The organism is Rhodoferax sp. BAB1 (assembly GCF_013334205.1).
Lineage (GTDB): Bacteria > Pseudomonadota > Gammaproteobacteria > Burkholderiales > Burkholderiaceae_C > Hylemonella.
The window spans coordinates 68,700-91,377 of sequence record NZ_CP054424.1; the positions used below are offsets into that span (position 1 = coordinate 68,700).

Sequence of the window (22,678 nt, forward strand, 5' to 3'; positions counted from 1 at the left end):
CGTCCCTGCGAATGCCCCTGTTTTGACGGAAGTCAAGGTTTCCTGTTAGCCTTGACCTCTACTCTTATAGAAGACCTTATGCAGAACAAGATGTCACGGACGGTGCTTGCGGCCCTCTTGCTCTTCACGACCGCGGTGGCCGCCCAGGTGCCGGCGGCCACTGCCGACGCACCCGAACTGCTGCCCCACCCCTGGGTGACGCTGCCCACGTCGCGCACGGCCGAGTCCTATTTCACCAACCTCAAGGACGGGGAGGTGAGGGAAGCGCCACTGGTTGTGCGTTTCGGCCTGTCCATGCGCGGCATCGTGCCGGCCGGCAAGACGGCTGGCCGCGCCGGACACCACCACCTGCTGGTGAACCAGTCCCTGCCGCTGGACTTCAACAAGCCGCTGCCCTTCACCGAGAAGTACATCCACTTCGGCAAGGGACAGATGGAAACGGTGCTGAACCTGCCGCCGGGCAAGTACGAACTGCGCATGCTGCTGGCTGACCAGGGCCACATCCCCTTTTTCGTCTACAGCAAACCCCTGAGCCTGACCATCAGCAAGCAGAACCAGGACGTGACGCCGGCCAGCCTGCTGGGCCCGGCGCGCATCGAGATCCAGAGCCCGGCTGACCAGGAAGCGGTGCGTCCGCCCTTCCGTGTCCAGTTCCATGCCAGCGGCTACAACATCTCCCACATCGGGGCCAAGGCGGCTGACACGGGCCACTTCCGCCTGCTGATGGAGCGTAGCGGCCGCAAGCCGGAGGTGATGAACTTCACGGCGGGGCAGACGGAAGTCTGGCTCAACCCGCCCGTCGATGACTACACCCTGCGCCTGGAACTGGTCAGCACCACGGCGGCCGGCAACGTGATGACCCGCTCCGAGCCGGTCGCCGTCAAGGTCGTCGCGCGCTGAAGTCTCAGCTGGCGCCTTCACCGGCCTCGCGCCGGCTCGATACGCCGGGGGTGCTCCCGGGCTGGTAGATCTCGTAGTGGTTGCGCCCGCTGCGTTTGGCGGTGTACATGGCCTGGTCGGCATGGCTCATCAGGGTCTGGGGATCCTGCCCGTGGTCGGGACAGAGGGCCAGGCCCATGCTGGCCGCCACGGTGACGACCGGAGAGTCCGGCAGATCTCCCAGGCGCACAGGCAGGGCCACGCTGGCCAGGATCTTCTGCACCAGGTGGTGCAGGTCCGTGTCGTGTTCCACGTCGGCGAACAGCAGCACGAATTCATCACCCGCCAGCCGGCAGACCGTGTCGGAAGCGCGCAGCGCTGTCAGCAGGCGACGCGCCACACGCTTGAGCAGCAGGTCACCGGCATGGTGGCCGTGTGTGTCGTTGACCGCCTTGAAGTGGTCCAGGTCCAGGAAACCGATGGCAAAGCGCGTGCCATGCCGTGCGTGCTGCACGCAGCTGCGTTCCAGCCGGTCCTGCAGCAGCACACGGTTGGGCAGGCCGGTCAGCGGGTCGTGGGCGGCGTAGTAGCTCAGGGCCTGCAGGCGCTTTTTCTCGGTCACGTCCTGCAGCACAGCCAGGCTGTGCAGGGGCTGGCCGTCCTTGTCGTAGAGCCATATGGCCGAGAGCAGCACGTCCAGCACGCGGCCGTCGCGCGCGCGCATCTGGTATTCGATGTTGTCGCAGCGGCCGTTGCGCTTGGCTTGCGGAATCACGACATCACGCGCATAACGTGCCGTTTCCGGCGTCATGAACTCGGTCGTGTGATGGCCCAGCACCTCGCGTTCTTCGTACCCCAGGGTCTGGAGCCAGAGTTCGCTGACGCTGAGGATCCGGCCCTGCGGGTCGATCGAATGCATCAGGGCCGGTGTGCGCGTGTAGAGCGAGCGAAAGCGCTGCTCGTTGGCGAGCAGATGCCGCATGGCCTGGGTCTGGCCTTCCATCGAGCTCGACAGCAGCAGGCCGGGCAGCAGGCTGGCGATGACCGAGAGCTGGTAGAGGCCGGGTTCCCACCAGGCGACCGCGGGCGGCGGGACCAGCATGCCCGTGGTGTGCAGCAGTGCCAGCAGGACCGTGTTGACCAGGGTGGCCAGGGTGGTGACGGCGAAGCTGGTTTGCGTCGCCACCAGAACCAGGCCGATGCTCATCACCACGAAGGGACGCGGCAGCGTGGTCATGGCCAGCAGGGTGATGGCTGCGCTGAGTACCAGATAAGCGATGGTGCGGGGCTGACGCAGTGACCGGCGCAAAGCGGCCGTGCCGAGCAGCCAGATGGCCAAGACCAGCGGCAGCACGGCCACGCTGCCGATCAGGCTGCCGGCAAACCACTCGGTCCAGGCTTCGGTAAATGGGTGCGTCGGCGCTGCGACCAGGGCCGCCCCGACAAAGGCACTGCAGAAGGTGGGCAGCAAGGCGCCCAGCACGAGCACACGACCGAAACGCCCGGGCTGGCGCAGCGTGTCGGCGTTCATGCCCAGGTGGCGCAGCAGCACGGCTGCCAGCAGCATTTCGGCGGCGTTGCCCGGCACGAAGGCGACGGCATCGAGGCCGGGCTGCAGCGCCCAGCGCCAGGCACCCGGCAGGGTGCCCAGATTGACCAGCAGGTTGACCAGGCCCAGGGCCAGCAGCATGGGCAGCCAGCGCCGGGACGGCAAGGCCAGCAGGGCCACGGTGCCGATGGGGTTGGCAAACCAGGGGGCGGCGATCTGGCCCGGCCGGGCCGAGAGCCAGATGGACAGCAGGGCCGCCAGACCGTAAAGCACGAGGACCAGCAGGGCCTGGCGCAGTGTGAGCGCTGGTTCGGAGGCGGCGGGGCTCATGGCATGGGCTTGCGACGCAGGCGCCTGCGCACGATCAGCATGCCGACCAGGCGGCGGGGCCATCCGTTCAAGCCTGGACAGAAGTTGGAGACGACTGACATCGACGCGACGACCTCCCCGGCCGTGAGGGAGGAAGTGGGGCTCCTCCTGTTCCCGCGACTCAGTATACGTAGATTGACGGCTGCGGCCAGCCCGTCGCCCGGCGCCGCTTCAGGGCGGCAGGTGCTGCAGCAGGGCCTGCGCGACTTCGGCAAAACCGCCGCCCCGCTCCAGGCGTGTGATGTAGCGCGGCTTGTGGCTGAGCTGGGCCTCGAAACGCCGGATGTTGGCCACACCCACGCTGTGCGGGAAGTGCTGGAACATCAGCTGGTCGTTGGTGGAGTCGCCCACGTAGACCCAGTGCTCGATTTCCGCATCGAGATCGCGGCCCAGCAGCTCGCGCACGATCCAGCGTGCGCCGGCCAGCTTGTCATGCGCGCCGATCCAGCCGTTGATGTGGATGCTGCTGACCGTGGCGTGCAGGCCCTCGCGGCGCATGAGGGCCACCACCTGGTCGATGCGCTCCGGCGGCAGGTGGCTGAACTCGCTGTGGTCGATGGCGATGTCGGTCTCTCGGCCCGGGCTGTCCTGTGCCAGCGTGGCGCCGGCCACCTCGCGCAGCACCTGCTGCGCTACCTCTTGCAGGCGGGCGTAGTTCGTGGCGCGCGTGGCCGCGTCTTGCTGGTAGATCTTGCGCGTGCCGCCGTCCACCAGCGCCACCGCGCCGTTCTCGGCCACGATGGCGTCCACCGGCCAGCTCTGCGCAAAGGGAACGCTCCAGCCCACCGGCCGGCCGGTGACGGGGATCACGTGCAGGCCGGCCGCGCGCAGCGCGTGCAGGGCCTGCAGCGCGTCAGGGGTGATGGCGCCTTCGGTGGTCAGCGTGTCGTCGATGTCGGTGAGCACGCCGTGGATGGTGCGGCGCTGCTCGGCGGGCCAGTCGGATAAGGGGTGCATGCGGAGTTCAAGCAAAATCGCAGCCACTTTAACTGAGACGTCCAAAACGCTATGAAAGAGAACGAGCTGCCCGTGCAGGGCACCCAGCACTGGGTGTTGCAGGACGAGGTGCGCCTCTTCCTCTGGGAGAAATACCAGGGCAGTCCCCAGGGCAAGCCCGTGCTGGTGCTGGCCCACGGCTCGGCCACGGCGGGCCGTGAGACCTTCGACCTCAGGGTGCCGGGCCACCCGGAGTACAGCCTGATGGACTTTCTGGCCAAGCAGGGCTTCGACGTCTTTGCGCCCGACATGCGGGGCTTCGGCAGCTCCACCAAACCCGAGGGGCATATCACGACCGAGCAGGCCGCCGGCGATCTGAGTGCCGTGGTCGATTTCATCCTCAAGCTGCGCGGCGTCTCGCAAGTGCACTTGCTGGCCTGGTCCTGGGGCACGCAGTACGGCGGCCAGTTCGTGATGGCGCATCCCGAAAAGGTAAAGCGTTACGCAGCCTATGCCCAGATGCATGCCAGGAGCCCGGACCTGGAGGCGCGCCGCGAACGGCTGGCGACCTTCCAGCGCGCACCGTACATCCGCATCACGGAACAAGGCTGGAAGCTGCGCTTCAACTCCCTCACGCCCCCGGAGGTCAATGACCCGGTGGTGATGGACGCTTTCGCCAAGGCCGCCGCTCTGGTCGAGCTCAAATCACCCACGGGTCCGCAGGTGGACCTGCTCACGCGCCAGCCGCTGATCGACGCGAGCAAGATCACCGTCCCGACGATGATGATTCACGGCCAGTACGACGACGTGGCGGATCTGCCCGGACTGCTGCCCTTTTTCACGGCGCTGCCGAATCCGGACAAGCAGTACACCGTGGTGCCCGAGGGTGGGCACATGCTGCACCTGCAGAAAGGCCATGCGCGCTTGCAGCGCGCGGTGGCGGATTGGTTCGCTGCGCCCTGATCAGCCCGCGCTCTGCAACGCCAGCCCCGCATGCTCCCGCAGCGGATGGAAATGGATCTTCGGAAACCGCTCCTGCGCCAGCCGCACGTCATACGGTGAGGTGCACAGATAAGCCAGCGTATCCGCCGCATCACGCGCCATGCGCGTGGGATAGGCGTCCACAAAAGCCTTGAGCTCGGCCGGTGTGTCGGCGGTGATCCAGCGCGCGCCGGTGTACTGGCAGCCTTCCAGCCGCACGTCGGCGTCGTACTCGCCCTTCAGGCGGTGCTGCACCACCTCGAACTGCAGTTGGCCGACAGCACCAAGCAGCATGTTGCCGCCCATCTCGGGGCGGAAGACCTGGATGGCGCCTTCCTCGCCGAGCTGGGCCAGGCCCTGCTGCAGTTGTTTGGTGCGCAGCGGGTTCTTGAGCACCACAGTCATGAAGAGTTCGGGGGCGAAGAAGGGCAGGCCGGTGTACTGCAGGGCGATGGAGCCGTCGGTGATGGTGTCACCCAGCTGCACGCCGCCGTGGGTGGTGAAGCCCACGATGTCGCCGGCATAGGCCTCTTCCACCGCCTCGCGGCGCTGGCTCATGAAGGTCACCACGCTGGTGGGGCGCAGCTCCTTGGCCGAGCGCTGCACCTTGAGCTTCATGCCCGGCGCGTACTTGCCTGAGCAGACGCGCACGAAGGCGATACGGTCGCGGTGGTTGGCGTCCATGTTCGCCTGCACCTTGAACACCACGCCGGAGAAGGCCTCGTCGTCGGGCTGCATCTCTTTCACGACCGGCTGCTTGTTCACCACCAGCGAGCTGGTGCGCGGGCCGGGCGAGGGCGCCAGGTCCACCAGCGCGTCCAGCACCTCCATGACACCGAAGTTGTTCACGCCCGAGCCGAAGAACACAGGAGTCTGCTTGCCGGCGAGGAAGGCTGCGCGGTCAAACGTCGGCGAGGCGCCGGTGGCCAGTTCCATGCTTTCTTCGGCGGCTTCGAACTCGGAGCCGAAGCGCTTGATCAGATTGTCGCGGTCGCTCAGCGGCACCGTGTCGAAGTCCTGCGGGCGGCGTTCGCTGCCCGATTCGAAGACCGTCATGGCCTGGGTGCGCAGGTTGATGATGCCGCCGAAGCTCTTGCCCTGGCCGACCGGCCAGGTCATGGGCACGCAGGGCATGCCCAGCTCGCGTTCCACTTCGTCCAGGATGTCCAGCGGGTCGCGCACCTCGCGGTCCATCTTGTTGACGAAGGTGATGATGGGCGTGTCGCGCTGGCGGCAGACCTCGATCAGGCGGCGGGTCTGAGCCTCCACGCCGTTGGCCGCGTCGATCACCATCAGCGCCGAGTCCACAGCGGTCAGCACGCGGTAGGTGTCTTCGGAGAAGTCCTTGTGGCCGGGCGTGTCCAGCAGGTTGATCACGTGGTCGCGGTACTGCATCTGCATCACCGAGCTGGCCACCGAGATGCCGCGCTGTTTCTCGATTTCCATCCAATCCGAGGTGGCATGGCGCGAGGCCTTGCGCGCCTTCACCGAGCCGGCGATCTGGATCGCGCCCGAGAACAGCAGCAGCTTCTCGGTCAGCGTCGTTTTACCGGCGTCGGGGTGCGAGATGATGGCAAAGGTACGGCGGCGCCGGGTTTCGGGGGCGTAGGACACAGGGGTTCCAGAAGCTAGGGGCGGCGCGTGGCGCAGCCAGGATGGAGGAGCGGGTCGCCGACTCTGCCCGGGGGCAGGCGGCAGCCAGGGTGGCAATTTTAACCGGCCGGTCTTGTACAGTCGCCTGGAAGCAGCTCGCAGCGACAGGAGGCATCCATGGTTCTTCAGCAAACACTGGGCATGGCCTTGCCCCTCATCCAGGCGCCCATGGCCGGCGTGCAGGACAGTGCGCTGGCTGTTGCCGTCTCGAATGCCGGGGGGCTGGGGTCACTGCCCTGCGCCATGCTCGGGCCGGACGCGATGCGGGCCGAGCTGGGCAAGATCCGCGCGCAGACCGACCGGCCCTACAACGTCAACTTCTTCTGCCATCGTCCGCCGGCCCCGGATGCGATGCGCGAGGCGCTGTGGCGGCAGAACCTGGCCCACTACTACCGCGAGTTCGACATCGACCCGGCGACCCTGTCCACGGGACCCGGCCGCCTGCCTTTTGATGCCGCTACGGCTGAACTGCTGGCCGAATTCAAGCCGCCGGTGCTGAGTTTCCATTTCGGCCTGCCCGATGAATCCTTGCTGGCGCGCGTACGCAGCTGGGGCGCCAAGATCCTGTCCTCGGCGACCACGGTGGACGAGGCGCGCTGGCTGGAGGCGCGCGGCGTGGACGTGATCATTGCCCAGGGGCTGGAAGCCGGCGGCCACCGCGGCATGTTCCTGAGCGAGGACCTGAGCACCCAGGTCGGCACCTTCGCGCTGCTGCCGCAGGTCGTGCGGGCGGTGCGGGTGCCGGTGGTCGCCGCCGGCGGCATCAGCGATGCCGCTGGTGTGCGGGCTGCCCTGGCCCTGGGTGCGGCAGGGGTGCAGGTGGGCACGGCCTACCTGCTGTGCCCGGAAGCCACCACCAGCGCCGTGCACCGGGCCGCCCTGCAGAGCCCGGCGGCCACGCATACGGCCCTGACCAATCTCTACACCGGCCGCCCGGCGCGCGGCATCCTGACCCGGCTGATGCGTGAGCAGGGCCCGATGAATGCCATGGCCCCCGCCTTCCCGCTGGCCACGGCGGCAGTGGCCCCCCTGCGAGCCAAAGCGGAAGCCGCGGGCAACGGGGATTTCTCGCCCCTCTGGGCTGGGCAAAACACCAGTGCTTGCCGTCCGGTGCCGGCGGCGCAGCTGACGCGTGAGCTGGCCAGCCCTTGATCGCTTGACCAGCGCAAAAGCTTCAGGCTCCGTATAATCACGCCTTTCCGAGGAGCGTTGCAGCTCGTCCCGCCTGTTTCACCAGGCCGACGGGTGAGGCTCGGAACCCGGGGCTGGGGCTTACCCAGTGCCCCGCCTTCCAACTGCGCTCACCCACTGGTTTGCTGTGAGGTGAGTCTGCCTTCCCCTTGCACAGCCAGTGGTGTTCAACCTTTAGCAGGAGTACACCATGAGTGCCGTTCTCAAACCCGCCCAAGACTACGTTGTTGCCGACCTGACGCTGGCCGACTGGGGCCGCAAGGAAATCCGCATCGCCGAGACCGAGATGCCCGGCCTGATGGCCATCCGCGAAGAGTTCGCGGCCAAGCAGCCCCTGAAGGGCGCGCGCATCACCGGCTCCCTGCACATGACCATCCAGACAGCGGTGCTGGTGGAAACGCTGGAAGCCCTGGGCGCCGAAGTGCGCTGGGCCTCGTGCAACATCTTCTCCACGCAGGACCACGCCGCCGCCGCCCTGGTGGCCAAGGGCACGCCGGTCTTCGCCTACAAGGGCGAGACCCTGAAGGACTACTGGGACTACACCCACCGCATCTTCGACTTCGGCCCCAAGGGCGCGGACGGCGAAGGCCCGAACATGATCTTGGACGATGGCGGTGACGCCACCCTGCTGATGCACCTGGGCAAGAACGCCGAGAAGGATGCCTCGCTGATCGCCAACCCCAAGAGCGAGGAAGAGCGCGAGCTGTTCTCCGCCATCAAGGCCAAGCTGGCCGTGGACCCCACCTGGTACAGCCGCAAGGGCGCCCAGATCATCGGCGTGACCGAAGAGACCACCACCGGCGTGCACCGCCTCAAGGAAATGTCCGCCAAGGGCACCCTGATGTTCCGCGCCATCAACGTCAACGACTCGGTGACCAAGAGCAAGTTCGACAACCTCTATGGTTGCCGCGAGTCCCTGGTGGACGGCATCAAGCGCGCCACCGACGTGATGATCGCCGGCAAGGTGGCCTGCGTGGCCGGCTACGGCGACGTGGGCAAGGGCTCGGCCCAGGCCCTGCGCGCCCTCTCCGCCCAGGTCTGGGTGACCGAGATCGACCCCATCAACGCCCTGCAGGCTGCCATGGAAGGCTACAAGGTCGTGACCATGGAGTACGCCGCCGACAAGGCCGACATCTTCGTGACGACGACCGGCAACAAGGACGTCATCACCTATGAGCACATGGCCAAGATGAAAGACCAGGCCATCGTCTGCAACATCGGTCACTTCGACAACGAGATCCAGGTCGCCACGCTGGAGACCAAGTGCAAGTGGGAAGAGATCAAGCCCCAGGTGGACCACGTGATCTTCCCGGACGGCAAGCGCATCATCCTGCTGGCCAAGGGCCGCCTGGTGAACCTGGGCTGCGGCACGGGTCACCCGAGCTTCGTGATGAGCTCCTCCTTCGCCAACCAGACCATTGCCCAGATTGAGCTGTTCACGCACAGCGATTTCTACGAACAGGGCAAGGTCTATGTGCTGCCCAAGCACCTGGACGAGAAGGTCGCGCGCCTGCACCTGAAGAAGGTCGGCGCCATGCTGACCGAGCTGAGCGACGAGCAGGCGGCCTACATCGGCGTGCCGAAGCAGGGCCCGTACAAGCCGGATACGTATCGTTATTGATGCGCATTGATCAACTGCTGGTCCAGCGCCAACTCGCCAGCACCCGTTCCCAGGCCCAGCGCCTGATCGCGGGTGGGGTGGAGTGGCTGCAGGGCGAGGCGTGGAAACGTGTCGCCAAGAACGGCGATGAGGTGCCGGACGACGCGCAGCTGCGCCTGCTCGACGACGCCGAAGCCCGCTACGTTTCGCGTGGTGGCCTCAAGCTGGAGGCCGCGCTCCAGCGCGTCGGCCTGTCGGTGCAGGGATGCACCTGCCTGGATGTCGGCCAGTCCACCGGCGGCTTCACCGATTGCCTGTTGCAGGCAGGGGCCGAGCGCGTGGTGGGGCTGGACGTGGGGCAGGCGCAATTGCACGCCAGCCTGCGCGACGATCCCCGCGTGCTCTGCATCGAGAAGGTCAATGCGCGTGACCCCGAGGCGATCGCCGAGGCCCTGGCTGGGGACGAGGTGCTCGAGACAGGCTTCGACCTGCTGGTGGGGGACCTGTCCTTCATCTCGCAGACCCTGGTGCTGCCGGCCGTGGTGCCGCTGCTCAAGTCCGGCGGCCACCTGCTGATGCTGGTCAAGCCGCAGTTCGAACTGCAGCCGGGCCAGGTGGGCAAGGGCGGCATCGTGCGCGATGCCTCGCTCTACGCCTTTGTCGAGCAGCGCCTGCGCGATGCCTGCGCGGCCCTGGACCTGGCGGTGCAGGACTGGTTCGACTCGCCCATCGAGGGCGGCGACGGCAACCGCGAATTTTTCATCCACGCCATCAAGTGAAGAGGCCGCCATGAGCCTGCAACAACTGCCCCTGAGCATCGAATTCTTTCCGCCCAAGACGCCCGAGGGCGTGGAGAAGCTGCGCGTCGTGCGCCAGCAGCTCAAGGCCTTGAAGCCCGAGTTCTGCTCGGTCACCTACGGTGCCGGTGGCTCCACGCAGGAAGGCACGTTTGCCGCCGTGCGCGAGATCCTGGCCGAGGGCATGGACGCGGCCTCGCACATCTCCTGCATTGGCGCCACCCAGGCCACCATGCGCGAGAACCTGGCCACGCTCAAGGCCATGGGCGTCAAACGCCTGGTCACCTTGCGCGGGGACCTGCCCAGCGGCTACGGTGCCGGCGGTGAGTTCCAGTACGCCAGCGATCTGGTGGCCTTCATCCGCGCCGAGACCGGCGACCACTTCCACATCGAGGTGGCGGCTTATCCGGAAATCCATCCGCAGGCCAAGTCGCCGGCGGCCGACCTGCAGGCCTTCGTCACCAAGGTGAAAGCCGGCGCCGATTCGGCCATCACGCAGTATTTCTACAACGCCGACGCCTATTTCCGCTTCGTCGAAGAGGCGGACGCGCTGGGTGTGACGGTGCCGGTGGTGCCGGGCATCATGCCCATCACCAGTTCCACGCAACTGATGCGTTTTTCGGACGCCTGTGGCGCCGAGATCCCGCGCTGGATCCGCCTGCGCCTGCAGGCCTTTGGCGACGACACGGCGTCCATCAAGGCCTTCGGCCTGGACGTGGTGACGGAACTGTGCGAACAGCTGCGCGCCGGTGGCGCGCCGGCCCTGCACTTCTACAGCATGAACCAGAGCGTGGCCACGCTGGAGATCTGCAAGCGCCTGGGGCTCTGAGCGCGTTTACCGGTTGGTCCGCGTCACCAGGTAGATGCCCGGCAGCACCAGCGCCAGCCCCCAGAAGTGAAAGCTGCTGAGGCCTTCGCCCAGGACCAGCCAGGCCATGGCGGCGGTGTAGATGGGGCCCAGGTAGAGCACCACACTCACGCGTGCTGCCCCCAGTTCACGCTGCATGACCGAGTGCGCCAGGTAGGCGCCGAAGCCGGGAATGACTGCGGCGAGGGCGGCCAGCGTGAGGCCCGTGCCTGACAAGGCGGGCAGCGGGCTGTGCGCGATTTCCCACAGGGCAAAGGGCAGGTTGACCAGTGCGCCGGCCAGGCTGATGACGGCCAGCTGCGCCGCAGCGCCCAGCGGGCTGGGCCATTTCCTGAGCAGCAACGCGTAGCCTGTCCAGGCCAGCGTGGCGGCCAGGATCCAGCCGTCCCCCGGGACGAACTGCACCTCGGCCAGCGCGCTCCATTGCCCCTTGAACACCACATGCAGGACACCCGTCAGGGCGAGCCCCACGCCCAGGGCCTGGCGCGGCTGAAAACGCTCGCCCAGCCACAGCGCCGAGGCCAGCACGATGAGGATGGGAGAGATCGCGTAGATCAGGCCGATGTTGGCGGCGCTGGTGGTCTGTCCGCCGATATAGACCCAGGCGCCGCAGATCCACATGCCGAGGGCGCCGAGCACGAGGTAATGTTTCCAGTCGGCCAGCACCTGGCGCCGGTGCGTCCAGATCTCGGCGTGGGTGCCCAGGGCAAAGAGCCCGCTGGCCAGCAGCCAGCGCAGCATGGCCAGCAGGTGCGGTTCGATCACGCCTGTGGCCTGGCGTGCGATCAGGGCGTTGACGGCCCAGAGCGCGGGCGTGATGAAAAGCAGCGCCAGGGCCAGGCGGCGGCGGGAGAGGGCACTCATGCGAGGGACCGGCGCGGACTCAGCCGCCGCTGTCCAGCGTGAAAGCGGCGTTGCGGTCCTGGCCCAGCAGCTTGACCAGTTGTGGCAGCGCGGGTTGCAGTGCGCCCTTGAGGGTGTGGGGCGGATTGATCACGAACATGCCGCTGGCCGGCAGGCCAGGGCGTTTGGTCTCTCCCGTGGCATCGCTGGTGAGCTTGCTGGACTTGACCGTCAGCGTGGCGTGCAGCCAGGGCTTGCCGGCCTTGGTGGCCAGGGTCTTGAGCCGGCGCGGCAGGTCGTGCGCCTCGGGTCGCGGGATGATGGGGTACCACACGGCATAGGTGCCGGTGGCAAAACGCTTGAGTGCATCGGCCACCATGGCCGCCACGCGCGGATAGTCGTTCTTGATCTCGTAGCTCGGGTCGCAAAGCAGCAGCGCGCGGCGTGCAGGCGGCGGCAGGAATTTGTTCACGCAGCCAAAGCCGTCCTCACGCAGCACAACCACCTGACGCCCTGCATGGAGCTGCGCCACATTGGCGTCCAGGGTCTTGGCATCGGTGGGGTGCAGCTCATAGAGTTTGAGCAGGTCGTGTTCACGCAGCAGGCGCTGGATGATGAAGGGCGAGCCAGGGTAGACGCGTGAACTGCCCTTGCTGTTGAAGCTGGCGACCAGATCCAGATACTCCTGCAGGGCGGGCGCCAGCGGCTCGCTGTCGGGGGCGGCAAGCAGGCGCTGGATGCCGTCCACCGCCTCGCCGCTGGTCTCGGCAAACTCGCTGTCGAGCCGGTACAGGCCGGCGCCGGCGTGGGTGTCGAGCACCGTCAGGGCGGCCTCTTTTTGCGTCAGGTGGCGCAGCATGGCAATCAGCACGGTGTGCTTGAGCACATCGGCGTGGTTGCCGGCATGGAAGGCGTGGCGGTAGCTGAACATGGTAAGAGGATGTTAATGACGGGGCGGCCGTGTCCGGGACGCCTGCGTTCCATGCAAGAATCATCCGTTATGGCCGATATTCTCCCTGATCCTGCCCAGCCTGCGGCGCCCAAACCGGCGCAGCCGGTGTCGCACGTGGACGCCTTGCCGCCCGGCACGCGCCTGGCCGAGTTCGAGGTGCAGGGTCTGCTGGGGGTGGGCGGTTTCGGCCTGGTCTACCGCGCCTACGACACCTCCCTGCAGCGGGCCGTGGCCATCAAGGAATACATGCCGGCGGCGCTGGCCGCCCGGCTGGACGGCACCACGGTTTCGGTGCGTTCCTCGGCCGACCAGTCCACCTACCAGTCCGGCCTGCAGTCCTTCATTGCTGAAGCGCGCCTGCTGGCGCAGTTCGACCACCCCTCGCTGGTCAAGGTCTACCGCTTCTGGGAAGCCAATAACACGGCCTACATGGTCATGCCCTTGTACAGCGGTATGACGCTCAAGCAGGCGCGGGCCCAGATGGCGGCGCCACCGCCTGAAGCGTGGCTGCGTACCGTGCTCTGGTCTGCCCTGCAGGGCTTGCATGTGCTGCACCGCAACGATGCGCTGCACCGTGATATCTCGCCCGACAACATCTTCCTGCAGGACATGGGTCCTCCCGTGCTGCTGGACTTGGGCGCGGCGCGGCGCGCCATCAGCGACAAGTCGCACAAGCTCACCGCCATCCTCAAGGTCAATTACGCGCCGATCGAGCAGTACGCCGAGGCCGAGGACCTGAAGCAGGGCCCCTGGACCGATCTCTACGCCCTGGCGGCCGTGGTCTACAGCTGCCTGCGCAACGACCCGCCGCTGCCAGCCACGGCGCGCGTGGTGCGTGACAGCATGCCGTCCGTGCGCAGCGTGGTGGCGACGGTGAAGGAACATTTCGGCCTGAGCTACTCGGACGAATTCGTGCGGACCATCCAGCACGCCCTGGCCGTGCAACCCGCCGATCGGCCGCAGAACCTGGCGGCCTTTGTGACCGAGATGAAGCTCAAGGCCCCGCCCCGGCTGAGCAAATTCGACTGGCGCGCGGAGCTCGGAACCTCCCTGCGCACCGACGAAGAGGAATACAACTCCCGCCAGTTCTGGCATACCCAGCCGCAGACGATACGGGATCCTGCCTCGTCGGCACGGGCCGCGAAGGCGGGTGAGCGCCGTGGCCGTTTTGCGCGCTGGGTCAAGCCCATGGGCCTGGGGCTGGTTTTGCTGATCGGGGGGGCGCTCCTCTGGGGCTGGTTGGCGGGTGAGGGGGGCTGGCGTGATCGCCTGGTGATGGCCCGTCCGGAGCCTGCCGCCGCGCCGGTGCCGGTGGCCCCGCCTGCGCCTGCGGATGTGCCCTCATCGTCCGGGCCTGCGGGCGAAGCGACGCCCCCACCCCAGCCGCCCGCTGCGCCTGTAGCGGTGGCGACCCCGGCACCGAAGGCGCCGGTCAGCCCGGTCACGACCTCACCGGCGCCCCAGCCGCGTCCGGCCGCCAGGGCCGTGCCCAGGGAGGCCCCGCCTGTCGTCCGTTCCCCGGCCCGGCCTGCTGTGCCGGAAGCGCCGCCCAAGGCAGCAAGTACGCCCGCAGCCCAGGAAACGGCCCCGATCACGAACAAGGCCTTGTGTACGGACGCCAATTTTTTCACCCGCCCCATGTGCATCCATCTCGAATGCCAGAAGGCGGAGAACCTGCAGTTGCCGGTATGCATCGAGAACCGGCAGCGTTATCCGGACGGCGCCGGCCCGAACCAGTGACGGGCCTGACCGCGGGTGCCCGCTGCTGTCGTGCCGGCCGCAGCAAGCCCGTGCCCTGGCCGTGAGGCCGGCATTCCATGCAAGAATCATTTCCTATGGCCGACATCCCGCTTGATACCGCTCCACCGGCTGCGCCGCAACCGGCGCAGCCGGTGGTGCATCTGGACGCGCTGCCACCCGGTACGCGCCTGGCCGAGTTCGAGGTGCAGGGCCTGCTGGGGGTGGGCGGTTTCGGCCTGGTCTACCGTGCCTACGACCATTCGCTGCATCGTCTGGTGGCCATCAAGGAGTACATGCCGTCGGCGCTGGCGGCGCGCCAGGATGGCCTGCTGCTGTCGATCCGCTCCTCGGCCGACCAGTCCACCTACCAGGCGGGCCTGCAGTCCTTCATTGCTGAAGCGCGCCTGCTGGCGCAGTTCGACCATCCCTCGCTGGTCAAGGTCTACCGTTTCTGGGAGGCCAACAACACGGCCTATATGGCCATGCCCCTGTACAGCGGCATGACGCTCAAGCAGGCGCGCACCCAGATGGCGGTGCCGCCGCCCGAAGACTGGCTGCGCACCATGTTGTGGTCCATCCTGCAGGCCCTGCAGGTGCTGCACGAGCAGAACATGCTGCACCGCGACGTTTCGCCCGACAACATCTTCCTGCAGGACATCGGGCCGCCGGTGCTGCTGGACCTGGGCGCGGCGCGGCGCGCCATCAGCGACCGGTCACGCAAGCTCACCGCCATCCTCAAGGTCAACTACGCGCCGATCGAGCAGTACGCCGAGGCCGAGGACCTGAAGCAGGGCCCCTGGACCGATCTCTACGCCCTGGCGGCGGTGGTCTACGGCTGCCTGCGCAACGACCCGCCACTGCCGGCCACGGCGCGCGTGGTGCGTGACAGCATGCCTTCCGTGGCCAGCGTGGCCGACACGGTGCAGGAGCACTTCGGACAGGCGTATTCGGCCGCTTTTGTGCAGACCATCAGCCATGCGCTGGCCCTGCAGCCGGCCGGGCGGCCGCAGAGCGTGCATGAATTCGTGCAGGAGATGGGCTTGCAGGCACCGGCGGGGCTGGGCAAGTTCGACTGGCGTTCCGCGCTGGGGGTCGATCTGCTGCCTGATCTCAAGGCCTCCCCGGACTCAGACTCGCAGACGCAGACGCGGACGCAGACGCAGACGCAGACGCAGACGCAGACGCAGACCGAGCCGGTGGCGGTCAGCCCGCCCGAGCGGCGCCGGCGTGGGCGGACTTGGGGCCTGATGGGCGCGGCGGCCCTGTTGACGGTCCTGGGTATCTACTGGGGCTTGTCCGCTGACGCACCCTTGGTGGCTGCGCCGGATCCGGCCCCGATGCCGGCGCCTGTCGTGGCCCGTTCGTCCGTGCCGGAGCCGGTGGCATCTGACCCCACGGACCCCTGGCCTGTGGCCACCGAGGGGGAGGCGCCTGCAGCGCAGACCGGCGAGATGCGCCCATCCTCCCCCCCGCAGCCCCAGCCGCCACCCCGGCCCCTGCCCCTCGGGCTGTGGCGCGTTCCGCCAAACCGGCCCCCAAGAATTTGTGTGTGGACGCTAACTTGTTTGCCCGGCCCCTGTGCCTGTTCCGGGAATGCCTGAAGAAAGAGAACTTCAACCATCCGGTCTGCGTCGAAAGTCGCCGCTCGGTCAATCAGCCGGCCCAATCGCCCTGAGCCCAATCTGGCCCGGGCCCGCCAGCGGGCCAAAACTCGTATAATGGCGGGCTTCGCAGCGCTTTTGTGGCCCCGCGGCGAAGGCTTACATCCCACCTAAGAGATTCCCGACAGAGGAAAACCGACCGTGGAAAAGGGCTGCCCAAACCCTCTTTTGCAGAGAAAAACTCATGACCAAAACGATCAGCGCGAAACCCGCTGACGTGAAGCACGAGTGGTTTGTGATTGACGCGACCGACAAGGTCCTCGGACGAGTAGCCAGCGAAGTTGCTCTCCGTTTGCGCGGCAAACACAAGGCCATTTACACGCCTCACGTCGATACCGGTGACTTCATCGTCATCATCAACGCAGCCAAGCTGCGCGTGACCGGTACCAAGGAACTCGACAAGGTTTATTACCGCCACTCCGGTTTCCCCGGCGGCATCTACGCCACCAACTTCCGCGACATGCAGGCCAAGCATCCCGGCCGCGCACTCGAGAAGGCCGTCAAGGGCATGCTGCCCAAGGGCCCGCTCGGTTACGCCATGATCAAGAAGCTCAAGGTGTACGGTGGTGCTGAGCACCCGCACACCGCCCAGCAACCGCAAGTGTTGGAACTCTAAGGAGCCTTGAGATGATTGGTGAATGGAACAATGGCACCGGCCGTCGCAAATCCAGCGTCGCCCGCGTGTTTCTGAAAAAAGGCACTGGCAAGATCACGGTCAACGGCAAGGATATCCAGGAATATTTCGGCCGCGAAACCTCGATCATGATTGCCAAGCAGCCGCTCTTGCTGACCAACCACGGCGAGACCTTCGACGTGCAGGTCAATGTGCACGGCGGCGGTGAGTCCGGCCAGGCCGGCGCTACCCGCCACGGCATCACGCGCGCGCTGATCGACTACGACGCTTCCCTGAAGCCCGTGCTGTCGCAAGCCGGCTTCGTGACCCGCGACGCCCGCGAGGTCGAGCGCAAGAAGGTCGGTCTGCACTCTGCACGCCGTCGCAAGCAGTTCAGCAAGCGTTAAGCCTGCCGGTTGCCCGCAAGGGCAACAAACTGTTGCAAAACCGGGGCCGCCAGGATGGAAATTCTGGCGGCCCTTGTCTTTGTGGCTGCTAGACTCATTGGCTTATGCGATTGCGACTGCTTCTCCGCCGCCTGACGGTCAGTGCACCGCGCATGTCCGTGCGCAGTGCTCTCCCTTGGCCCTTTCGCTGGATCGGTGCGGCCGTCGTGCTCGGTTTCTGTGCGGCCCTCGGGCTGTGGGCCTTCGAGTTCGGCAAGGAGATTGCCGGCATCGATGACGGGCGCATCGAGTACCTTGCCCGGCTTGAGCGTGACGTGGCGGATCTGCAGCAGGAGCTGGAGATCATGAAGGAGGAGCGCAACAAGGCGCTGTCCCTGGCCAACACCTCGACCACGCTGATGACCGCGGAAAAGGCGGCCCAGGAGCGGCTCAGCACCCTCAACAAGCAACTGGAGGTCGACAACCAGCGCCTGCGCGACGACCTCGGTTTCTTCGAAAAACTCATTCCCACCGTCGGCACGGAAGCCCTGGCCATCCGTGGACTGCAGGCCGAGGTGCAGGACGGCCGCCAGGTCAAGTGGCAGGTGCTGGTGATCCAACCCTTGAAGAATGCCCCGGAGTTCTCGGGCCGGCTGGAGATCAGCTTCACGGGTTTGCAGGCGGGGCGGCCCTGGGTGGCAACCTTGCCCGGTGGGCCGCAAACGATTAAGCTGCGCCAGTACGCACGCGCCGAGGGGGTGTTCGACTTGCCGCCCCAGACCCTGGTCAAGGGGGTCAGTGTCAAGGTCATGGACGGCACCCTGGTCAAGGCCGTGCAGTCGATCAAGTTGTAATTCAAGTCTGATGGGGAAAACCAGATGTTCAGCAAGAAAAAGCAGCCCGCCATCCGCAGCCTGATTGCCGATGGCAACCATATCGAAGGGCACATTCATTTCACCGATGGACTGCGTGTCGATGGTTCGGTGGTCGGTGATGTGCGGTCCAGCGATGACAAGAACAGCATCCTGGTGATCTCCGAGACCGCCTCGATCACAGGCGAGGTGCATGCCGACCATGTCATCGTCAACGGCACGGTCAAGGGACCGGTGTATGCCCGTCGTATGCTGGAACTCCAGCCCAAGGCGCGCATCGAGGGCGATGTCTACTACACCTCCCTGGAAATGCACCAGGGGGCCATCATTGCCGGCCTGCTGCGCCCGACGCCGGCCATGATGGAGGAAAAGCCCACACTGAAGCTGGCGGCAAATAACTGAGCCCGGAATTCCCGAGCAAGCTGGTGTAGTATTGATCCAGCCTATTTTTCCCTGGAGTCTTCCATGAGCGCTGTTGCCGAATCCATCCAGACCGAGATGCCCGCCCCCATCCTGTTCACCGACAGCGCGGCCGCCAAGGTGGCCGACCTGATCGCCGAGGAAGGCAACCCCGACCTCAAGCTGCGCGTCTTCGTGCAGGGCGGCGGTTGTTCGGGCTTCCAGTATGGCTTCACCTTCGACGAAGTGGCCAACGAGGACGACACCACCATGACCAAGAATGGCGTGTCGCTGCTGATCGACGCCATGAGCTACCAGTACCTGCTGGGTGCCGAGATCGACTACAAGGAAGATCTGCAGGGCGCCCAGTTCGTCATCAAGAACCCCAACGCCAGCACCACCTGCGGCTGCGGTTCCTCCTTCTCCGTTTAAGTGGGGTCTCTCCGGCTCAGGCCGGGTAGATCGCACCCAGCACACGGGCGCCTAGTGCGCCCGTGACGCTTTGCAGGCTGCCGGTTTCCCGCTGCAGCGTCTTGCGCGCCAGCCAGGCAAAGGCGGCGGCTTCCACCTGCAGTGGCGGCAGGCCTTCCGCTTCCGAATCCACCACGCTCAGTTGGGGCAAGAGCGCCTGCAGCCTGCGCATCAGGTGCAGGTTCAGCGCGCCACCGCCACAGACGATCAGGCGCGAACTGTCCGCACCATGGCGTTGCAGTTCGGTGGCGCAGCTGAGTGCGGTCAGTTCGACCAGGGTCGCCTGGACGTCCGCTGCCGCCAGTTCACCGAAGCCGGCCATGCGATCGGCCATCCATCCAGGATTGAACAGGTCGCGCCCGGTGCTTTTGGGTGGCGGCAGGCTGAAAAATGGCTCCTGCAGCAGGCGTTCGAGCAAGGCGGCCTGGACCTGGCCGCTGGCTGACCAGCGCCCCTGATCATCGTAGGGCTGACCCGTGTGCTGCCGGCACCAGGCATCCAGCAGGGCATTGCCGGGGCCGCAATCGAAGCCCAGGACATGATCATCCTGCAGTACCGACAGGTTGGAGATGCCCCCGATGTTGAGCACGCTGACAGTTTGTCCGCGGCGGCCGAACAGGGCCTGGTGAAACGCCGGCACCAGCGGGGCCCCCTGGCCGCCGGCGGCCAGGTCGCGGCTGCGGAAATCGGCCACGACCGTGATGCCGCTCAATTCCGCCAGCAGGGCCGGGTTGTTGAGCTGCAGGGTGTAGCCGGTGCCGTCGAAGGCGCCGGGGCGATGCCGTACGGTCTGGCCATGGGCGCCGATGGCGGAGATGGCGCTGGCCGGCAGGTCGGCGCTGCGCAGCAGCTCATCCACGACCTGGGCGTAGAGACGGCTCAGCGCATTGGCGGCCAGGGCTGCACGATGCAACTCGTTGTCACCCGGGCTGTTCAGGGCCAGCAGTTCGGCCGCCAGTTCGGCGGGGAAGGGGCGATAGGCGTGCTGCAGGACGCGGGTGTGGGCGGCATCGCACAGGGCCAGCACACCGTCCACGCCGTCCAGCGAGGTGCCGGACATGAGGCCGATGTAGCGCTCGGACATGCCGGGTTCAGCGCATCGCCAGCAATTGCGCGGCCGCCAGCTGCTGGCGTGCCACGGCAGCCAGGCGGTCGAAAGCCGGGCGGGCGGCGGGCGAGACGGGAATGGACTCGCTGTTGCGTGCAATGGCCAGCGGGTTCTGGTGCCGGCCGTTGATGCGGAATTCGTAATGCAGGTGCGGGCCGGTGGCCCAGCCGGTGGCGCCGACCGAGCCGATATGCTGGCCCTGCTCGACGCGCTGGCCGCGGCGCACGGCGATGCGGCTCAGGTGGGCATACACCGTGACGTGGTTGTTGCGGTGGCGGATGAAGACCACATTGCCGAAGCCGCCCTGCGCCCCGGCGGTCTCGACCACACCGTCGCCCACGCTGCGTACCGGGGTGCCGGTGGGGGCAGCGTAGTCCACGCCCAGGTGGGCCGCCCACTTCTTGAGGATGGGGTGGAAGCGCATCTTGAAGCCGCTGGTCACACGCGAGAAAGCCAGCGGCGAAGCGAGGTAGGCGCGCTTGAGGCTTTTGCCTTCGAGCGTGTAATAGCCGCTGCGGCCCTGGGTCCGTGTGGGGCGGCCTTGTTCGACAGGCAGGGGATGGGTGGCGGTGGGCTCCTGGAACCACACGGCCTGATAGGTTTTGCCGCCGTTGACAAACTCGGCGCTCAGGACACGCCCGGCACGCAGCGGCTCGCCGTCGCCTTCCAGCACCTCGTAGACGACCGAATAGCGGTCGCCCTTGCGCAGTTCGCGATGAAAGTCGATGTCGCCGGAGAAGATCTCGGCGATCTGGATGGCCACGGCGTCCGGGATGTTGGCTTCGTCGGCCGAGGCGAACAACGAGCTGTCGATGGTGGCGCCGGCGATGCGGATGGAGGCCGTGAGCTGTGCCGTTTCCAGCCGGGACTGGAAGCCGGTGCCGGATTTCTCGATCACCAGGCGCTTGAAGCTGCCGTCGTCGTCCGGGCTCCAGCGCGCCACCAGCTTGAGCAGGGTGTTGCGCTCGCTGGCCTCGGCGCTCAGGTGGCGGCCGGTGCGACCGAGCAGGTGGCGGTGGGTCAGGGTGTCCCGGCGCATGAAGTCGGCCGCCTGCGCATCGTCCATGCCCAAGCGGCGCAGCAGTGCGTCGGGGGTGTCATTGGCGCGGGAGAGGTCGGTGCGGTAGAGGCGGTAGCTGTGGGATTCCAGCGCTGCGGTCTGCTCCGGCACAGGCAGGGGGGTGACGGTTTCGCTGACCTCGCGCACCGGCAGTTGCGCCACGTCGGGCGCCAGCGTGACCACCGCCGCGGCCAGCGCGTAGGCGCCGCCGCCCAGCAGGACCAGGGAGAGTAGCGTGGTCTTGAACGCGCGCGGGTGCTGGCTGGCGGCCCGGGACAGGGTGGCCAGAGCAGCGGACAGGGCGGGTGGCAGGGTGTATTTCAAGGATGCGGGCCCAGGCTTCGCAAGCCGCTCAGGCCGGCCGACGGGTGCCACTTAAAATCGTGGCCTCAAGGGTATTCCAAGTATATCGGCCCATGTTCGGGCTCATTCGAAAAATCTTTATGAATCAAGCGTCTGTGTCGACTTTTCCCCTCACCGACCGGGTGCGCGAGGCGCTGGCCGTGACCCGACGCGGCTGCGAGGAACTGATCCCCGAGGCCGACTGGGTGCAGAAGCTGGCGCGCTCCGAGGCCACGGGCACCCCGCTGCGCATCAAACTGGGCCTGGACCCGACCGCGCCGGACATCCACATCGGCCACACCGTGGTGCTCAACAAGATGCGCCAGTTGCAGGACCTGGGGCACCAGGTGATCTTCCTGATCGGCGACTTCACCAGCCTGATTGGCGACCCTTCCGGGCGCAACAGCACCCGCCCGCCCCTGACGCCCGAGCAGATCAAGGCCAATGCGGAGACCTACTACAGGCAGGCCAGTCTGGTGCTGGACCCGGCTAAAACCGAGATCCGCTACAACAGCGAATGGTGCATGCCCCTGGGCTCCATGGGCATGATCCAGCTGGCGGCCAAGTACACCGTGGCGCGCATGATGGAGCGCAACGATTTTCACGACCGTTTCAAGGCCGGCAACCCGATCTCGGTGCACGAGTTCCTCTACCCGCTGATGCAGGGTTACGACTCGGTGGCACTCAAGAGCGACCTGGAACTCGGTGGCACCGACCAGAAGTTCAACCTGCTGATGGGCCGGCATCTGCAGGCCGAGTATGGCCAGGAGCCGCAGTGCATCCTGACCATGCCCCTGCTCGAGGGCCTGGACGGCGTGGACAAGATGTCCAAGTCCAAGAACAACTACATCGGCATCGCCGAGGACGCCAACACCATGTTTGCCAAGGTGCTGTCCATCAGCGACGAGCTGATGTGGCGCTGGTACACCTTGCTGAGCTTCCGCTCCATGGCAGAGATCGAGCAGTTGAAGCAGGCCGTGGTGCAGGGCCGCAACCCGAAGGATGCCAAGGTGATGCTGGCCAAGGAGATCACGGCGCGCTTTCATTCGGCCGCCGCCGCCGAGGCGGCCGAGCAGGATTTCATCAACCGCAGCAAGGGCGGCATCCCCGACGAGATCGAGGAGCAGGCCGTGCAGCTGGACGGTGGCGCCATCGGCATCGCCGCGCTGCTCAAGCAGGCCGGCCTGGCGGCGTCCAGCGGCGAAGGCAACCGCCTGATCGACGGCGGCGGCGTGCGCGTGGATTCGGCTGTCGTCAGCGACAAGGGTCTCAAGCTCGGTACCGGCACCTATGTGTTGCAGGTGGGCAAGCGCAAGTTCAAGAAAGTCACGCTGCTGTGATCCGGAGCCCGGTTTGCCGGCTTGCTGCAATGCAGCGGATCCCTAGTGGAAACACGGGGCTGGGTATG

21 protein-coding genes and 1 riboswitch are annotated in these 22,678 nt (G+C 66.5%); of the genes, 14 read left to right on the top strand and 7 right to left on the bottom strand.

The window, feature by feature from the left end; translation table 11 throughout:
• Window positions 1-78: 78 nt before the first annotated feature.
• Window positions 79-900, top strand: coding sequence for a DUF4399 domain-containing protein (locus HTY51_RS00305; protein WP_174250860.1), 822 nt, complete (start codon window positions 79-81; stop codon window positions 898-900).
• A gap of 4 nt (window positions 901-904) precedes the next feature.
• Here the strand turns inward: HTY51_RS00305 and HTY51_RS00310 are convergent, their stop codons facing one another.
• Entirely contained in the window at window positions 905-2,758 is a 1,854-nt protein-coding gene (locus HTY51_RS00310) for a sensor domain-containing diguanylate cyclase (RefSeq protein WP_174250861.1), read from the bottom strand.
• 210 nt (window positions 2,759-2,968) lie between these two features.
• Window positions 2,969-3,754, bottom strand: a complete 786-nt coding sequence (locus HTY51_RS00315; protein ID WP_174250862.1) for an HAD family hydrolase — start codon at window positions 3,752-3,754, stop codon at window positions 2,969-2,971.
• A 51-nt stretch (window positions 3,755-3,805) separates the two neighbouring features.
• Between HTY51_RS00315 and HTY51_RS00320 the strand changes: the two genes are divergently transcribed.
• Window positions 3,806-4,696 (top strand): alpha/beta hydrolase, encoded by an 891-nt coding sequence (locus HTY51_RS00320; protein WP_174250863.1) that lies wholly within the window; start codon window positions 3,806-3,808, stop codon window positions 4,694-4,696.
• On the opposite strand, the gene HTY51_RS00325 is transcribed toward HTY51_RS00320, so the two are convergent.
• Window positions 4,697-6,328: a peptide chain release factor 3 gene (locus tag HTY51_RS00325; protein ID WP_174250864.1), complete on the bottom strand. Its 1,632-nt coding sequence runs from the start codon at window positions 6,326-6,328 to the stop codon at window positions 4,697-4,699.
• A gap of 156 nt (window positions 6,329-6,484) precedes the next feature.
• Here HTY51_RS00325 and HTY51_RS00330 point away from each other — a divergent pair, with 156 nt between their 5' ends.
• The 4 genes from HTY51_RS00330 to metF all read left to right on the top strand — a co-directional run bounded on the left by HTY51_RS00330 (window position 6,485) and on the right by metF (window position 10,784).
• Complete coding sequence (locus tag HTY51_RS00330; RefSeq protein WP_174250865.1) at window positions 6,485-7,519, top strand: nitronate monooxygenase family protein; 1,035 nt, start codon at window positions 6,485-6,487, stop codon at window positions 7,517-7,519.
• 43 nt (window positions 7,520-7,562) lie between these two features.
• Window positions 7,563-7,677, top strand: a riboswitch (S-adenosyl-L-homocysteine riboswitch).
• Between the two features lie 71 nt (window positions 7,678-7,748).
• The gene (ahcY, locus tag HTY51_RS00335) at window positions 7,749-9,179 is read left to right on the top strand and encodes an adenosylhomocysteinase (protein WP_174250866.1); all 1,431 of its coding nucleotides are present in this window, start codon (window positions 7,749-7,751) and stop codon (window positions 9,177-9,179) included.
• Window positions 9,179-9,937 (top strand): TlyA family RNA methyltransferase, encoded by a 759-nt coding sequence (locus tag HTY51_RS00340; protein WP_174250867.1) that lies wholly within the window; start codon window positions 9,179-9,181, stop codon window positions 9,935-9,937. The genes ahcY and HTY51_RS00340 overlap by 1 nt, the downstream gene beginning before the upstream one ends.
• 10 nt (window positions 9,938-9,947) lie before the next feature.
• Entirely contained in the window at window positions 9,948-10,784 is an 837-nt protein-coding gene (gene metF / locus HTY51_RS00345; protein WP_174250868.1) for a methylenetetrahydrofolate reductase [NAD(P)H], read from the top strand.
• A gap of 6 nt (window positions 10,785-10,790) precedes the next feature.
• Here the strand turns inward: metF and HTY51_RS00350 are convergent, their stop codons facing one another.
• Both HTY51_RS00350 and HTY51_RS00355 read right to left on the bottom strand, forming a co-directional pair.
• Window positions 10,791-11,687, bottom strand: a complete 897-nt coding sequence (locus HTY51_RS00350) for a DMT family transporter (protein WP_174250869.1) — start codon at window positions 11,685-11,687, stop codon at window positions 10,791-10,793.
• Window positions 11,688-11,706: 19 nt separating this feature from the next.
• Window positions 11,707-12,597, bottom strand: coding sequence for a 23S rRNA (adenine(2030)-N(6))-methyltransferase RlmJ (locus tag HTY51_RS00355; protein WP_174250870.1), 891 nt, complete (start codon window positions 12,595-12,597; stop codon window positions 11,707-11,709).
• A 69-nt stretch (window positions 12,598-12,666) separates the two neighbouring features.
• On the opposite strand from HTY51_RS00355, the gene HTY51_RS00360 reads away from it, so the two are divergent.
• From HTY51_RS00360 to erpA, 7 genes are all read left to right on the top strand, one after another.
• Window positions 12,667-14,358 carry a protein kinase gene (locus tag HTY51_RS00360; RefSeq protein WP_174250871.1) on the top strand — a complete coding sequence of 564 codons (1,692 nt, stop codon included), beginning with the start codon at window positions 12,667-12,669 and terminating at the stop codon, window positions 14,356-14,358.
• Between the two features lie 95 nt (window positions 14,359-14,453).
• Window positions 14,454-15,959, top strand: coding sequence for a serine/threonine-protein kinase (locus HTY51_RS00365; protein ID WP_174250872.1), 1,506 nt, complete (start codon window positions 14,454-14,456; stop codon window positions 15,957-15,959).
• A gap of 244 nt (window positions 15,960-16,203) precedes the next feature.
• On the top strand, window positions 16,204-16,635 hold the full coding sequence (gene rplM / locus HTY51_RS00370; protein WP_174250873.1) for a 50S ribosomal protein L13: 432 nt from the start codon (window positions 16,204-16,206) through the stop codon (window positions 16,633-16,635).
• 11 nt (window positions 16,636-16,646) lie between these two features.
• Complete coding sequence (gene rpsI, locus HTY51_RS00375; RefSeq protein ID WP_174250874.1) at window positions 16,647-17,039, top strand: 30S ribosomal protein S9; 393 nt, start codon at window positions 16,647-16,649, stop codon at window positions 17,037-17,039.
• 104 nt (window positions 17,040-17,143) lie between these two features.
• A complete protein-coding gene (locus tag HTY51_RS00380) occupies window positions 17,144-17,872 on the top strand; it encodes a DUF6776 family protein (RefSeq protein ID WP_174250875.1) in 729 nt (242 codons plus the stop codon).
• 24 nt (window positions 17,873-17,896) lie between these two features.
• On the top strand, window positions 17,897-18,292 hold the full coding sequence (locus HTY51_RS00385; protein WP_174250876.1) for a polymer-forming cytoskeletal protein: 396 nt from the start codon (window positions 17,897-17,899) through the stop codon (window positions 18,290-18,292).
• Window positions 18,293-18,355: 63 nt separating this feature from the next.
• Complete coding sequence (gene erpA, locus HTY51_RS00390) at window positions 18,356-18,721, top strand: iron-sulfur cluster insertion protein ErpA (RefSeq protein ID WP_057674712.1); 366 nt, start codon at window positions 18,356-18,358, stop codon at window positions 18,719-18,721.
• A 16-nt stretch (window positions 18,722-18,737) separates the two neighbouring features.
• Here the strand turns inward: erpA and HTY51_RS00395 are convergent, their stop codons facing one another.
• Both HTY51_RS00395 and HTY51_RS00400 read right to left on the bottom strand, forming a co-directional pair.
• Complete coding sequence (locus tag HTY51_RS00395; RefSeq protein WP_174250877.1) at window positions 18,738-19,844, bottom strand: anhydro-N-acetylmuramic acid kinase; 1,107 nt, start codon at window positions 19,842-19,844, stop codon at window positions 18,738-18,740.
• Between the two features lie 7 nt (window positions 19,845-19,851).
• A complete protein-coding gene (locus HTY51_RS00400; protein ID WP_254606937.1) occupies window positions 19,852-21,252 on the bottom strand; it encodes a M23 family metallopeptidase in 1,401 nt (466 codons plus the stop codon).
• A gap of 119 nt (window positions 21,253-21,371) precedes the next feature.
• Here HTY51_RS00400 and tyrS point away from each other — a divergent pair, with 119 nt between their 5' ends.
• Window positions 21,372-22,610 (top strand): tyrosine--tRNA ligase, encoded by a 1,239-nt coding sequence (gene tyrS / locus HTY51_RS00405; protein WP_174250878.1) that lies wholly within the window; start codon window positions 21,372-21,374, stop codon window positions 22,608-22,610.
• Window positions 22,611-22,678: the final 68 nt, after the last annotated feature.